The following is a 13,738-nucleotide window of genomic DNA, read 5'->3' on the forward strand; positions in this document are numbered from 1 at the left end:
TCCCGAGGAAGGGATCCACGATGAACCTCGCCCCCCGCGAGATCGACAAACTGCTCGTGTACGTCGTGGCCGACCTGGCCCGCAAGCGCCAGGACCGCGGCCTCAAGCTCAACTACAGCGAGTCGGTCGCGCTGATCACCGAGGCGATCCTCGAAGCGGCCCGCGACGGCAAGAGCGTCGCGGACTGCATGGAACTGGGGCGCCACGTCGTGGGCGAGGACGCCACCATGCCCGGCGTACGCGAGATGCTCGGGCTCCTCCAGGTCGAGGCGTCCTTCGTGGACGGTACCAAGCTGGTCTCCGTTCACGACCCCATCGGCGGCTGACCGTGGCCGTCATCACCGTCTGCGGTCACGAAGCCGCGTACGGCCGGGCGTTGGAAGGGCGTCTCGGCCCGGACACGGACATCGTCCCCAACGGGCGGGCGCTCTTCCGGGCCGCCGCCGCCCGTCTGCGGAGGGGCGAGCGCGTCGTCGTCGTCCCGATGACCCTCGGCCGGGAGCCCGGGCTCGTCGCGGACACCGCCCGTACGCTGCGCGCCGTTCCCGGTGCCGGCGGGGGAGCCGTGCTGCTCGCCGAGCCGTTCGGCACCGCCCAGCACCTCGTCGCCTGGCTGCGCGCCGCCGCCGGCCGGGTGCCCGCCGACGCGGCGCTCCTCGTCACCGCCCCCGCCGGCGACCCGTTCGAGGACGCCGAACTCCACCGCGTCGCCGCGCTCGTACGCCGCTACGGGCGCCACGACCTGGTCGAGGTGGCCTTCGAAGGCGGCGACCCCGACCCGGCCGGAGGCGTCCGGCGCTGCGCACGGCTCGGCGCGGAGCGCGTGGCGCTGCTGCCCGCCTCGTTCGCGGCCGTGGAACCGGGTGGCGCGGCACCTGTGCCGGTGGCGGACGCGGGCCCCCTCGTGCCGGACCCGGCGCTGCGCCGGGTGCTGGACGAGCGGGTGGCCGAGGCGACCCGGCGCTGGGACGAGCACGGCGACGAGGGCATCACGACCGGCCTCGCGGCGGCCGACCACCACGGACACGCGCACACCCACCCACCGGGCGAGGGCCACGGCCATGCGCACGGACACCCGCACGAGCACGGCCCCGGGACCGGGCACCGGCATCACCACCACCCGTCCGCCGCCGCGGCGGACCTCGGCATCAGGAGCATCGCATGACGTTCCGTCAGCAGTACCTGTACGGGGACGACCCCATCGAACTCAACGCGGGCCGGCGCACGGTCAAGGTCACCGTGAGCAACACGGGCGACCGGGCGGTGCAGGTCGGCTCGCACTACCACTTCTTCGAGGTGAACTCGGCGCTCTCCTTCGACCGCGAAGCGACCCTCGGCACGCACCTCAACATCGCCGCCGGCACCTCCGTACGCTTCGAGCCCGGCGGTACGCGCGAGGTCGAGCTCTGCGCGTACGCCGGGACCGGCCGGCTCACCGGCTTCAGCGGGTTGCTCAACGGCAGCCTCGCCTCCCACCCCGCTCGCGTCGAAGCCGTCCGCAAGGCCATCGAACGCGGTTTCCAGGGTGCGCGGAACGCGCCCTCCGGGACCGGCTCCAAGACGGGGTCCAAGGGCTCCGGCAAGGACGGGTCCAAGGGTTCCAAGGCCGCCAAGGACAAGAAGAAGGGTTCGCGCTGATGCCCATCCTGCCCCGCAAGCAGTACACCGACATGTTCGGTCCGACGGTCGGTGACCGCTTTTACCTCGCCGACACCAACCTCGTCGTCGAGGTGGAGAAGGACTACAGCGAGGGCCTGTACGGCGACGAGGTCGTCTACGGCGGAGGCAAGACCATGCGCGACGGCATGGCCTCCGACCCGCAGGCAACCGCCGCCCAGGGCGCGCTCGACACCGTCATCACCAACGTGGTCGTCATCGACCCGATGGTCGGCGTCGTCAAGTGCGACATCGGCATCAAGGACGGCTTCATCGTCGGCATCGGGAAGTCCGGCAACCCGCAGACCCAGAACAACGTCGACCCGGACCTGGTCATCGGCCCCGGCACGGAAGCCATCGCGGGCGAGCACCTGATCGCCACCGCGGGCGCCATCGACAGCCATGTGCACCTGATCGCCCCGCAGCAGGCAGAACAGGCGCTGACCAACGGCATCACCACCCTCATCGGCGGCGGCACCGGGCCCACGGACGGCTCCAACGGCACCACCTGCACCCCGGGCCCGTACAACATCGGCCTGCTCCTCCAGGCGGCCGAGACGCTGCCGGTCAACCTCGGCATCATGGGCAAGGGCAACGGCAGTCTGCCGGGCGCCCTGGAGGAGCAGATCGCCGCCGGTGCCTGCGCCCTCAAGGTGCACGAGGACTGGGGATCCACCCCGGCCGTGATCGACAACGCGCTGAACGTCGCGGACGAGCACGACGTCCAGGTCGCCATCCACACCGACAGCCTGAACGAGGGCGGGTTCTTCGAGGACACCCGCTCCGCCATCGACGGGCGTGCCATCCACACCTTCCACAGCGAAGGCGCGGGCGGCGGCCACGCCCCCGACATCCTGCGCGTCACCGGCGAACCCAACGTCCTGCCCTCGTCCACCAACCCGACGCTGCCGTACACCAAGAACTCGGTGGACGAACTCCTCGACATGGTGATGGTCTGCCACCACCTGAGCCGCGACATCCCCGAGGACGTCTCCTTCGCGGACAGCCGGGTCCGGGCCGAGACGATCGCCGCCGAGTCGGTGCTGCACGACCTCGGTGTGATCAGCATGTTCTCCTCCGACTCCCAGGCGATGGGCCGCATCGGCGAGTCCGTCACCCGGGCCTTCCAGACCGCGCACCACTGCAAGGACAAGCTCGGTGTGCTGGAGGGCGACTCGGAGCGCAACGACAACCAGCGGGTGCTGCGCTACCTCGCGAAGCTCACCATCAACCCGGCCATCGCCACGGGCATCTCCGACTACGTGGGCTCGATCGAGAAGGGCAAGCTCGCCGACATCGTGCTCTGGCCCATCCACTCCTTCGCCGCCAAGCCGAAGATGGTCATCAAGGGCGGCCTGGTCTCCTGGGCCCAGATGGGCGACCCCAACGCCTCGCTGCCCACCCCGCAGCCGGTGACCTACCGGCCGATGTTCGGGCAGTACGGCAAGGCGCTCCAGGCCACGCACGCCACGTTCATGTCGCAGGCGGGCATCGCCGCCGGTGTGCCGGAGCGGCTCGGCCTGGACCGCAAGGTCCTGCCCGTGTGCCGCACCCGCACCATCGGCAAGCACAACATGGTCCGCAACGACGTCCTGCCGGACGTCCAGGTCGACCCGGAGACGTTCAAGGTCACGCTCAACGGCAAGGTCGCCACCATCGACCCGGCCGAGACGCTGCCCCTGAACCACCTCTACTTCCTGGTCTAGGGCCGATGTACCGCAAGGAGGGCGACATCGCGGGCGACCCCGGCCCGGCGGGGACCACGGCGGCCACCGGCCTCGGGCCGCTGCTGGTCAGCCTCCAGCTGACCGACTCGGCGTTCCCGAGCGGCTTCTACACCCTCTCGCACAGCCTGGAGGGCTTCGCCCAGGCGGGCGCCGTGGGCGCGGAGAGCCTGCCGTCGCTGCTGGCGGACCTGCTGCTGCACGGCGTCGGGCCCGCCGACGCCACCGCGCTCGCCCTCGCCCACCGGGCGACCGCGGCGGGCGACCCGGAGACCGTGGTCCGCATCGACGAGCACCTGTTCGCCACGAAACTCGGCCGGGAAATGCGGCAGGCCGCCACCCGGACCGGGCGCCAGCTCCTGGACCTGGGCCACGAGGTCTTCGCCCGCCCGGAGATCGGCGACTACTACGACCGGGTCGTGCGCCGCGAGGCCCCCGGCACCCAGGCGGTGGCGGCCGGGGTCGTCTACGCGGCGACCGGAGTCCCGGTCCGCCAGGCGGTCGCCGCCGACCTGTTCGCGTTCTGCGTGAGCTTCGCGGGCGCCGCCCTGCGGCTGAGGCTGACCGATCACCGTACGGCGCAGATCCTGCTCAGAGGCGCCGCGCCCGTCATCGAGGCCACCGTCGACGCGGCGCTGCGCAGGGAGCTGGACGACGTCGGCGCCACCGTCTTCGCCTCGGACGTCATGTCGGGCCGTCATGAGCGTGCCGAAGCCCGCCTCTTCGCCAGCTGAGCACCCACCACGACACTCCTAGGAGCACCATGGACGACAACGTACTCAGGGTCGGCATCGGCGGACCCGTCGGCTCCGGCAAGACCGCACTCATCGAGGCGCTGGTCCCGGTCCTGATCGCACGCGGTCACCGCCCCGCCGTCATCACCAACGACATCTACACCCAGGAGGACGCCCAGCACGTGCGCCGCACGCTGGCCGGAGTCCTGGAACCCGAGCGCGTCGTCGGCGTCGAGACGGGCGCATGTCCGCACACCGCCGTCCGCGACGACCCGACGATGAACCTCGCGGCGGGCGCCGAGATGCTGGAGCGCTTCCCGGACACCGACACGCTCCTGTACGAGTCCGGCGGCGACAACCTCACCCTGACGTTCAGCCCGGCCCTGGTCGACCTCTTCCTCTTCGTGCTCGACACGGCGGAGGGCGAGAAGATGCCCCGCAAGCGCGGACCCGGCATCACCGACTCCGACCTCCTGGTCATCAACAAGATCGACATCGCGCAGTACGTGCGTACGGACATCAACGTCATGGAGTCCGACGCCCACCGGGTGCGGGGCGACCGCCCCGTCGTCCTCACCGACTGCCTGACCGGCGTGGGCGTGGACGAGATCGCCGGCTACCTCGAATCGCGCCGCAAGGTGCTGATCTGACATGCCGCTCGCCCCGCGACGGCCGAAGGCCCGGCTCACCGAGGAGTACTACACGCCCGTCCGCGTCCCCCCGGACGTGGCGGCCCTGGCGTCCGTCCCGGACACCCTGGCGCCCGGTTCCCCGGCCAAGGTCGGCATCCTCGACCTCTCCTTCGCCGTGCGGGGCGGGCGCACCGAACTCGTCGGGCGCTACCAGAAGACCCCGCTCCAGATCATGCGCCCGCTGTGGATCGACCCCGCGCAGCCCGGGATGGCGTACGTCTACCTCATGGCGACCGGCGGCGGCATCGCCCAGGCCGACCGCTACCGGATGGACTTCCACTGCGGACCCGGCACGCAGGTCCATCTGACGACCCAGGCCGCGACCAAGGTCTTCCGGATGGAGCACGACTACGCGAGCCAGCGCGTGCACCTCACCGCCGAGGCCGGCAGCTACGTCGAATACCTCCCCGACCCGCTCATCCCGTTCCGGGACGCCCGGTTCTACCAGCGCACCGAGGTCACCGTCGCGCCCGGCGCCACCGTTCTCGTCGGCGACACCCTCACCGCCGGCCGGCTCGCCCGGGGCGAGCGCCACGCGTACCGGACGCTCGCCACCGACCTCCGCGTCAGCAGGCCCGACGGCACCCTCCTCGCCATCGACACCCTGCGCCTGGCGCCGGGGCAGCAGGGGAACGGGCAGCCGGGGCCCGGAGTCCTCGGCCCCGGGGTGTTCGCCGGCCACGACCACGTCGCCTCGCTCTTCGTGGTGACCGACCGCGTTCCCGCCGCCGGGCTCGCCGACACCCTGCACGAGGCCCTTGCCGGGCTCGGCGTCCTGTACGGGGTGAGCGTGCTTCCCCGGGACTGCGGGGCGTGGGTGCGGCTCCTGGACGACAGCCCGGTCCGGGTCGCCGAGGCGCAGCGCGCCGCCTGGCACGCCGTACGCCAACTGCTGACCGGCCACCACGCGCCCGACCTGCGCAAGCCGTAGCCCTTCCCACCCCCCCTACACGAGGTACCGCCGATGATTACCGCTCCCGCGCCCATGCCGGCCGCGTACGACTCCGGGGACACCGCCTGGCTGCTCGCCGCCACCGCCATGGTCCTGCTGATGACGCCCGGCCTCGCGTTCTTCTACGGCGGCATGGTGCGCACCCGGCACGTGCTCATGATGATCAAGATGAGCTTCGCCGCGCTGGCCTTCGGCACCCTCGTCTGGTGGGTCATCGGCTACACCCTGGCGTTCGGGCCGGACGTCGGCGGTGCCGGGCTCATCGGCAACCTCGACCACGTGTTCATGAAGGGCATCCAGCTCAACACGCTGACCGGCGCCATCCCCACGTACATCTACAGCACCTTCCAGATGGGCTTCGCCGTCATCACCGTGGCGCTGATCAGCGGCTCCATCGCCGACCGCGCCACGATGCGGGGCTGGCTCGTCTTCGTCGTGCTGTGGCTGCTGATCGTCTACATCCCCATCGCGCACTGGGTGTTCGACAAGGACGGCTGGATCGTGAAGCACCTCGGCGCCCTCGACTTCGCGGGCGGGCTGCCGGTGGAGCTCAACTCCGGGGTCGCCGGGCTCGCCGTCGCCCTCGTGCTGCGCGCCCCCCGCGACTTCGCGCGCCGCGAGGAGCGCCCGAACAACATTCCGCTCGTGGTCGTCGGCGTCGGGCTGCTGTGGTTCGGCTGGTTCGGCTTCAACTCCGGCTCCGCGCTCACCGACCAGGGCACGGCCGCGGCCGCCTTCATCAACACCCAGCTCGGCGCGGCGGGCGCCATGGTGACCTGGCCCCTGGTCGAGAAGTGGCGCACGGGCAGGGTGACCACCATGGGCGTCGTCTCCTCCGCCGTAGCGGGCATGGTCGCCATCACCCCGGCGTGCGGTGAGATCAACACCCTGGGCGCGGTGATCACGGGCCTGGTCGTCGGCGCGGTGAGCGCGTACGCGATCACCCTCAAGTTCCGCTTCAACGTGGACGACACGCTCGACGTGGTCGGGGTGCACGGGGTCGGCGGGTTCATCGGCCTGGTCATGGTCGGCCTCTTCGCCACGGCCCGGATCAGCGGCAAGGAGGGGCTGTTCTACGGGGGCGGCTGGGGCCTGCTCGGCAAACAGCTCGTCGCGATCGTGTCCGTGATCGCGTTCTCGTTCATCCTCACCTGGCTCATCGCCAAGGCCGTCGACCTGACCGTCGGCTTCCGGGCGAAGGAGGAGTACGCGAACGTGCCCGGCGAGGAGGCCGAGCGCGCCTACGACTTCCAGACCGCCGAGCGCCTGGGCGCGCTGGTCTCCGGGCGGCGGGTGGCGAGCGACGACGAACTGGTCCAGCAGATCAGCCGCCTGCTGCGGGCCCGCGAGAGCGAGAAGTAGCCGCTCACGCCCTGGTCGGGCGCAGGAAATCGCGTACGAACGTGCGGTGCCACCAGCGGCCGGTGGCCCGCAGCTCGCGCCAGGTCGTGAACCGGTAGCGGAAGACCCTGGCCCGCACCTGGGCGGGCGGGGCGTCCGGGAACGGATTTTGCCGCAGCAGCCGCAGCGTGTCCGGGTCGTTCTCCAGCAGCCGCTCCACGAACGGCCCGAACCAGGACCTGGCGTACGCGGGGGAGAGCGCCGCGAACCACATCATCCAGTCGAGCCGCAGATGGTACGGGGCGAACTGGCGCGGCATCCGGCGCGGATCGCCCGGCTTGCCCTTGAAGCCGTACTCCTTCCACACCGTGCCCGGGTGCACCACCGCGTCGTCCGTGCCCTCGACCACCACCTCCAGACGGACCCGGCTGATGCTGCCGAACGCGCCGTACGTGTTGACCAGGTGCAGCGGGTCGAAGGACCGGTTCATCACCTGGCGGCGGGAGACCAGATTGCGGGCCGGACGGTAGCTGAGGCCCAGGACCAGCGCGGTGACCGCGATGACCACCACCTCGTACCAGACGGGGGCGCCCCGCTGGGCGGGCGGCTCGGTCACCGGCGACCAGTCGATTACGGGCAGGGCGAGCGTGATGGTCAGCCAGTTGAGCCAGGCGAAGTTCCCCGAGAGCACCAGCCACAGCTGCGTGACGATCATCAGCCCGGCGGCCGCGCTCGCCACCGGCTGCGGGGTGAACAGCAGCACCGGAACGAGCAACTGGACCACATGGTTGGCCGCCACCTCGGCCCGGTGCACGGGCCGGGGGAGCCGGTGGAAGAACCAGCTCAGGGGGCCCGGCATCGGCTGTGTCTCATGGTGGAAGTCCAGACACGTCAGCTTCCGCCAGCAGGCGTCGCCGCGCCATTTGATGAGCCCGGCGCCGAACTCCACCCGGAACAGCAGCCACCGCAGCAGCCAGAGCACCAGCACCGGTGGCGCCGTGCCCGCGTTCCCCAGGAAGACGGCGAGGAAACCCGTCTCAAGGAGCAGCGACTCCCAGCCGAACCCGTACCAGACACCGCCCACCTGAACGATCGACAGGTACAGCAGCCACGGCACCGCCCACAGCGCCATCGCCGCCCCCAGCGGCAGCCGGTTGTCCGCCCCGGCGAGCAGCGCGACGGAGACGGCGCACCCGGTCCACGCGACCACGGCGAAGAAGCGGTCGGAGCAGTGGACGCGGAAGAGCCCCGGTGCGGTGCGCCAGGACGTACGCCGCAGCTCCCCGGCCGCGGGCAGCATGCCGCGCTCCCCGATCAGCGCACGGAACTGAAGCGCCGCGGTGAGGAAGGCGGTCAGGTAGACGACGGCGAGGGCCTTCTGGAAGACCAGCCGGCCGAGCCAGTACCCGTCAGCGGTGAACCACTCCATCGTTACCAGTATCGGCCGTGCGCCCGCCGCCCGCCGGATCTTCCCGGTCCTGTCCGTTTGCGGCGGACCGGGAAGTGCGGCAGACATGAGGGGAGCGACCGGGAGACCGGTGACCAGGCAGGAGAACCGCCCGTGCCCTCACGCATACGACCGCGCCGCACCGTCCCCGCCCTGCTCTGCGCCGGCCTCCTGCTGACCGCGGGCTGCGCCCGGGCCACCTCCGGCGGCGGCGCCCCGGCCACGCGAACGGGCGCCGCCGCCGGACCCGTCCTCCAGCCCGCGGCCGATCCCGGGACCGCCCCCTTCACCGCCTCGACGGCGGGCGGCCCGGCGCTGCCGGACGCCGCACGGACCCGGGCGCCCCGCTCCCCGTCGGCGCCCGGGCAGCCGCTCAAGCGTGCCGGGTCCACGCCCGGCCTGTACGCCGGATCCCGCGCCGTGCCCTCCTGCGACGTCGAGGCGCAGATCCGGATGCTTGCCGTGGACCCGGCGCGGGAAGAGGCGTTCGCGCGCACCGTGTCCGTCGCACGCGGCCGGGTCGCCGGTTTCCTCCGGGGCCTGACGCCCGTCCTGCTGCGCGCCGACACCCTGGTCACCGGGCACGGCTTCCGGGACGGCTCCGTCACCACGTACCAGTCCGTGTTGCAGGCGGGCACCGCCGTCATGGTCGACGCCCGGGGGCTGCCCCGGGTCCGCTGCGTCTGCGGCAACCCGCTGGAGCGGCCGTCCGGGGCGGGCGGTGCGTCGGCCGGGACGGGCAAGCGGTGGGAGGGGTTCGACCCGGCGCGGACCGTCGTGGTCGAGCCCGCCGCGCGGCCCGTGGAGGAACTGGTGATCGCCGACCTGGCCCACCACCGCTGGATCGCTCGTCCGGCCGGCGACGAGGGCACCGGCGACCGCGTTCCGGAGGAGCCGCCGCCCTACGCGCCCGACACCGACATCACCGGCCCGCTCCCCGGTGTCCCGCCACCCGGCACGGAGCGGCCGGAGCCCCCTACGGGGTCCGCCCGGCCCGAGGAGCCGTCGGAGCCCACACCGTCCCGGTCTCCGGAGGACTGCCCGACGCCCGACGTACCCGCGCCGGAGACGCCCACACCGCCCGGTGAGCCGGTGGCGGCCCGCGGCGTGCCCGCCCGGGTGCCGGGGGACTCCCGCTGCCCGGCGCCGACCGGGGAGCCCACGGACGGGCCCTCCGGGGTGCCGCCGGTGCCGGACCGGCCGCCCGGGTCCGACGAGCCGCCGACGTCCATCCGGCTGCCCCGGGGCGCCGACGACGGCCCGGCCGGGCGGTGGTGAAGGGCGGTGGGCTTCACTCCTCGGTGGGCAGCCAGTTGCCGTGGAGGCCCAGGGGGACGCGGACCGGGATGCGGACCCGGGCCACCGGGCCGGATGCCGGGTCCTCGGACGGGATGACGAGCAGCCAGCTGGTCCCGTCGGTGCGGTCGGTGGCGTACGTCATCCAGTAGCCGGCCTCGCCCGGTCCGGTGCCGGGGACGGGCGCGAAGACCGGCTCGCCCACCGACAGGTCCCCGGCCCGCCACGCCACGTGCGGGCCTGAGGGGTCGTTGCCGTCGTACCAGCGCAGTGTGTCGTACTCGCCGGGCAGCAGGTCCGGGCCGCCGGAGTCCGAGGCGACGGCCAGCTGGTGGTGGCGCCTGCCGATCAGCCGGTCGTCGGTGCGGGGGAGCTCCATCCGGACGTCGTCCAGCACGGTCCGGCGCATCGTGCCCGCGACGGGGTCGATGACCGCGCGGACCAGGCCCGCCCGGTTGGGCTCCGCCCCCTCGGCGGGCGCGCCGAGCGACAGGCGGGTCCACTGCACGTAGTCCAGCACCACATCGCCGCCGCCGGGCTCGGTGTCGAACGCGTTGACCGTGTGCCACAGCCAGAAGGCGTCGTCGGACGCCCAGCGCACCGGGCTCCCGTCGCGGGGGATCAGGGCGAGGCGGGTGCCGCGTTCGGGGCGCCAGTCGAGCATGGAACCGCCGTTCATGGCCGCCGCGATGTCGAAGAACACCGGTGCCAGCACGATCACCAGGAAGCGCGGGGTGATCGCCATGTCGTGGATCATCATCGGCTCGTCGACCCCGTCCACCGGCGTGGGGCCCCGGAGCACGTCGCCCCCGGGGCCGATCACGGACCAGGTGAGGAAGGGAGGCTCCAGGCCGTAGCAGAAGACCAGCATGTCGCCCGTGACCGGGTCGGTCTTCGGGTGCGCGGTGATGCCTGCCGGCAGCGCCCCGCCGAACGTCTCCTTGCCGACGGTCGCCAGACCGGGCGTCATGAGGAACGGGCAGTCGGACTCGGCGAGCGCCAGCAGCCGCCCCGCGTGACGCACCACGTTGATGTCGGGCATGTCGCGGAAGGTGCCGGCCAGCTCGGGACCGACGTCCGGCTCCTGCGGCAGGATCATCGACTCGATGCCGCCCCACAGCGCCCGCCCGGCCCGTTCCTCGGCGACCACGGCGGGTGTCCGGACGAACCGGTTACGGTAGCGGGCCCGGCCCCCGGAGAGCCAAACACCGTGCAGCATGCCGTCGCCGTCGATCGGGTAGAGGTACGAACCGATCGGCGTGAAGCGGGGGTTGGGGCCGTTGCGCAGGAACACGCCGTCCAGCTCGCCGGGCAGTTCGCCCGTCACGTCCAGGTCCGCCTCGTCGACCTCTTCGGTCACGGGGGCGAAGCGCCCCGAGAGGTGGACGACCCGGCTCGGGTCGAAGGGGTGTGCGGCATGTGCGGCCATGGCGGCCTCCCTTGCCGGGACGTGAGGGCGCACCCGGATGCGGGCCGGGCTGACTTCTCATTCAATCCCCGGCCCAGGGCCGCCGCAACGCCAGTGGTGGGGTGCGAAGGGCAGTCCCCGGGCCCACCATGGAAGACGCGGCAGATCGCCGCGCCGGGCCACACCGCCGGAGGTGTCCGGTGTCCGAAACCCGCTCCGGGCGGCGGACGGGGAACCTGTTCTTCGCGTTCGCCCCCTGGATCATCTTCGTCGTCGTCGCCTCTCCCAGCACCTGGGAGTACGCCGCACTGGCCGGTCTGGTGGCCGCCGTGGTGCTCAACCTGCCGGACATGCGCCGGGGTTCCTTCAAGATCCTGGAGGTCACCGGCATTGTCTTCTTCGCGTTGCTGAGCGTTCTGGCCCTCTTCCTGGACCGTCAGGACCTGGACTGGGTCGAGAGGTACGCCCAGGTGCTGTCCAGCGCCGTGATCGCCGTTGTGGCGCTCGGCTCGCTGGCGTTCGTCCCGTTCACCGAGCAGTACGCACGTGAGTCGACCCCGCGGGAGGTGTGGGGTACGCCGGTGTTCCGCCACGTCAATCGGGTGCTGACGCTGCTGTGGGGTGCGGTCTTCGCGGCCACCGCCCTGCTGGGCCTTCTCGCGCTGCACACCTCGTCGGGGCGAGACTGGTTCAACTGGATCATCCCGGTGGTGCTGCTGGTGCTCGCGGTCCGGTTCACCGAGAACTATCCGGACCGGGTGCGCGAGCGGTCCCGCAGCGCCCACGCCTCCCCATGAAGCACGGCCTCACGGCGAGGGCCCCGCACACCCTTCCGGGGTGTGCGGGGCCCTCGCCGTGGTGTCAGTGGCCGGCCTCCGAGGCGTCCAGCATCGCCTCGCGCTCCACGACCTTCACGCGCTCGCGATCCTGCTCGGCCCCGAGGGCGCGCTCGTGCGCGTCGAGGCGGTACCAGCCCTCACGGGTGGTGTAGCGGATGCCGCGCTCCTCCAGGAAGGCGGTGACGGCCTCCGGCTCGGGCCGCTCCGGGGCGGGCAGGCGCCCGGCGGCGTGGTCCTCCAGCAGGCAGGCGACCGTCTCGTTGGCGTCGCCCTTGGTGTGGCCGATCAGGCCGACCGGGCCCCGCTTGATCCAGCCGGTGACGTACACCGACTCCATCGGCTCGCCGCCTTCGAGGACCCGGCCCGCGGCGTGCGGGACCGTGCCGGAAGCGACGTCGAACGGCAGCTTCGGCAGCTCGCGGGAGTAGTAGCCGACCGCCCGGTAGACGCTCTGGACGTCCCAGTCGTGGAAGGTGCCGGTGCCGCGCACGTTGCCGGTGCCGTCCAGCTCCGTGCGTTCGGTGCGCAGGCCGGTCACCCGGCCGTCCTCGCCGGTGATCTCGACGGGGGACTCGAAGAAGTGCAGGAAGAGCTTGTGCGGGCGGCCGCCGACATCGCGGATCGCCCAGTTCTCCAGCGTGGAGGCGACCATGTTGGCCTGCTTGTTCCCGCGCCGGGTCTCGATCGAACCCGCGTCGTAGTCGATGTCCTCGGGGTTGACGATGACCTCGATGTTCGGCGAGTGGTCCAGCTCGCGCAGCTCCATGGGGCTGAACTTCGCCTGGGCCGGGCCGCGCCGCCCGAAGACGTGCACCTCCAGCGCCTTGTTCGCCTTCAGGCCCTCGTAGACGTTGGCGGGGATCTCCGTCGGCAGCAGCTCGTCGGCGGTCTTCGCGAGGATGCGGGCCACGTCCAGGGCCACGTTCCCGACGCCCAGCACGGCGACCTTCTCGGCCTCCAGCGGCCAGGTGCGCGGGACGTCCGGGTGGCCGTCGTACCAGGAGACGAAGTCGGCGGCCCCGTAGGAGCCGTCCAGGTCGTGGCCGGGGATGTCGAGCGCGCGGTCCGCGTCGGCGCCGGTCGAGAAGATCACCGCGTCGTAGAACGTGCGCAGCTCGTCGAGGTCCAGGTCGTTCGGGTAGTCGACGTTGCCGAACAGGCGCAGCTGCGGCTTGTCCAGCACCTGGTGCAGCGCCTGCACGATGCCCTTGATGCGCGGGTGGTCGGGCGCCACGCCGTAGCGGATCAGACCGAAGGGGGCGGGCATCCGCTCGAAGAGGTCGATGGAGACGCCCGGGTCGGCGGCCGCGTCGGATTTGAGCAGCGCGTCCGCCGCGTAAATGCCGGCGGGACCGGCTCCGACGATGGCGACGCGGACGGGGCGTGTCATGGCGAGCTGTTCCTTCGAACGGGCGAGCAGAAGCGGGGCCGGTTGGTAAGGCAAGGCTTAGTCGACCCCTCGCACACGTTAGCCGCTGCCCGGACCCGCTTTCGGGGCGGGGCGGCGTTACTGGGCGGTATCCGGGCCTCCCTTCCGCACCGCTGGGCCGGGAATCCTTGCGGGGCGGGCCTCCGGCGTGTTCTGCGGATGTGTCCTATCGCACGTTCACCAAATGGACGGTTCAGTCGAAGAATCGGACAAATGGTGG

13 protein-coding genes are annotated in these 13,738 nt (G+C 72.1%); 10 read left to right on the top strand and 3 right to left on the bottom strand.

Annotated elements, in window-relative coordinates; translation table 11 throughout:
• The first annotated feature begins 20 nt into the window (after window positions 1-20).
• From ACZ6C6_RS30815 to ACZ6C6_RS30850, 8 genes are read left to right on the top strand one after another with little or no spacing between them, the layout of a single operon-like run.
• Window positions 21-326, top strand: a complete 306-nt coding sequence (locus tag ACZ6C6_RS30815) for an urease subunit gamma (protein WP_469207525.1) — start codon at window positions 21-23, stop codon at window positions 324-326.
• On the top strand, window positions 323-1,165 hold the full coding sequence (locus tag ACZ6C6_RS30820; RefSeq protein WP_469207622.1) for a sirohydrochlorin chelatase: 843 nt from the start codon (window positions 323-325) through the stop codon (window positions 1,163-1,165). The genes ACZ6C6_RS30815 and ACZ6C6_RS30820 overlap by 4 nt, the downstream gene beginning before the upstream one ends.
• Complete coding sequence (locus ACZ6C6_RS30825) at window positions 1,162-1,638, top strand: urease subunit beta (RefSeq protein ID WP_469207527.1); 477 nt, start codon at window positions 1,162-1,164, stop codon at window positions 1,636-1,638. Before ACZ6C6_RS30820 ends, ACZ6C6_RS30825 begins: the two co-directional genes overlap by 4 nt.
• Window positions 1,638-3,362, top strand: coding sequence for an urease subunit alpha (ureC, locus tag ACZ6C6_RS30830; RefSeq protein WP_469207529.1), 1,725 nt, complete (start codon window positions 1,638-1,640; stop codon window positions 3,360-3,362). Before ACZ6C6_RS30825 ends, ureC begins: the two co-directional genes overlap by 1 nt.
• Window positions 3,363-3,367: 5 nt before the next feature.
• Complete coding sequence (locus ACZ6C6_RS30835; RefSeq protein WP_469207531.1) at window positions 3,368-4,114, top strand: urease accessory protein UreF; 747 nt, start codon at window positions 3,368-3,370, stop codon at window positions 4,112-4,114.
• A gap of 29 nt (window positions 4,115-4,143) precedes the next feature.
• Window positions 4,144-4,764, top strand: a complete 621-nt coding sequence (ureG, locus tag ACZ6C6_RS30840) for an urease accessory protein UreG (RefSeq protein WP_018099943.1) — start codon at window positions 4,144-4,146, stop codon at window positions 4,762-4,764.
• Between the two features lies 1 nt (window position 4,765).
• A complete protein-coding gene (locus tag ACZ6C6_RS30845; RefSeq protein ID WP_469207532.1) occupies window positions 4,766-5,737 on the top strand; it encodes an urease accessory protein UreD in 972 nt (323 codons plus the stop codon).
• A gap of 33 nt (window positions 5,738-5,770) precedes the next feature.
• Window positions 5,771-7,120, top strand: coding sequence for an ammonium transporter (locus ACZ6C6_RS30850; RefSeq protein ID WP_469207534.1), 1,350 nt, complete (start codon window positions 5,771-5,773; stop codon window positions 7,118-7,120).
• A gap of 4 nt (window positions 7,121-7,124) precedes the next feature.
• On the opposite strand, the gene ACZ6C6_RS30855 is transcribed toward ACZ6C6_RS30850, so the two are convergent.
• Window positions 7,125-8,528: a lipase maturation factor family protein gene (locus ACZ6C6_RS30855; protein ID WP_469207536.1), complete on the bottom strand. Its 1,404-nt coding sequence runs from the start codon at window positions 8,526-8,528 to the stop codon at window positions 7,125-7,127.
• A 132-nt stretch (window positions 8,529-8,660) separates the two neighbouring features.
• Between ACZ6C6_RS30855 and ACZ6C6_RS30860 the strand changes: the two genes are divergently transcribed.
• Window positions 8,661-9,824, top strand: a complete 1,164-nt coding sequence (locus ACZ6C6_RS30860; RefSeq protein WP_469207538.1) for a DUF6777 domain-containing protein — start codon at window positions 8,661-8,663, stop codon at window positions 9,822-9,824.
• A gap of 13 nt (window positions 9,825-9,837) precedes the next feature.
• On the opposite strand, the gene ACZ6C6_RS30865 is transcribed toward ACZ6C6_RS30860, so the two are convergent.
• Window positions 9,838-11,271, bottom strand: a complete 1,434-nt coding sequence (locus ACZ6C6_RS30865) for a carotenoid oxygenase family protein (protein WP_469207540.1) — start codon at window positions 11,269-11,271, stop codon at window positions 9,838-9,840.
• Window positions 11,272-11,450: 179 nt separating this feature from the next.
• Between ACZ6C6_RS30865 and ACZ6C6_RS30870 the strand changes: the two genes are divergently transcribed.
• Window positions 11,451-12,047 (top strand): hypothetical protein, encoded by a 597-nt coding sequence (locus tag ACZ6C6_RS30870; RefSeq protein WP_469207542.1) that lies wholly within the window; start codon window positions 11,451-11,453, stop codon window positions 12,045-12,047.
• A gap of 64 nt (window positions 12,048-12,111) precedes the next feature.
• Here the strand turns inward: ACZ6C6_RS30870 and ACZ6C6_RS30875 are convergent, their stop codons facing one another.
• On the bottom strand, window positions 12,112-13,479 hold the full coding sequence (locus ACZ6C6_RS30875) for an FAD-dependent oxidoreductase (protein ID WP_469207544.1): 1,368 nt from the start codon (window positions 13,477-13,479) through the stop codon (window positions 12,112-12,114).
• Window positions 13,480-13,738 lie beyond the last annotated feature (259 nt).

Source organism: Streptomyces sp. NPDC041814 (genome assembly GCF_055590565.1).

Bases quoted from the DNA above. Each gene is read 5' to 3' on its own strand.
- ACZ6C6_RS30850 (WP_469207534.1), top strand. From the start codon at position 5,771: ATGATTACCGCTCCCGCGCCCATGCCGGCCGCGTACGACTCCGGGGAC.
- ACZ6C6_RS30875 (WP_469207544.1), bottom strand. From the start codon at position 13,479: ATGACACGCCCCGTCCGCGTCGCCATCGTCGGAGCCGGTCCCGCCGGC.
- ureG (WP_018099943.1), top strand. From the start codon at position 4,144: ATGGACGACAACGTACTCAGGGTCGGCATCGGCGGACCCGTCGGCTCC.
- ureC (WP_469207529.1), top strand. From the start codon at position 1,638: ATGCCCATCCTGCCCCGCAAGCAGTACACCGACATGTTCGGTCCGACG.
- ACZ6C6_RS30855 (WP_469207536.1), bottom strand. From the start codon at position 8,528: ATGGAGTGGTTCACCGCTGACGGGTACTGGCTCGGCCGGCTGGTCTTC.
- ACZ6C6_RS30845 (WP_469207532.1), top strand. From the start codon at position 4,766: ATGCCGCTCGCCCCGCGACGGCCGAAGGCCCGGCTCACCGAGGAGTAC.
- ACZ6C6_RS30825 (WP_469207527.1), top strand. From the start codon at position 1,162: ATGACGTTCCGTCAGCAGTACCTGTACGGGGACGACCCCATCGAACTC.
- ACZ6C6_RS30865 (WP_469207540.1), bottom strand. From the start codon at position 11,271: ATGGCCGCACATGCCGCACACCCCTTCGACCCGAGCCGGGTCGTCCAC.
- ACZ6C6_RS30835 (WP_469207531.1), top strand. From the start codon at position 3,368: ATGTACCGCAAGGAGGGCGACATCGCGGGCGACCCCGGCCCGGCGGGG.
- ACZ6C6_RS30815 (WP_469207525.1), top strand. From the start codon at position 21: ATGAACCTCGCCCCCCGCGAGATCGACAAACTGCTCGTGTACGTCGTG.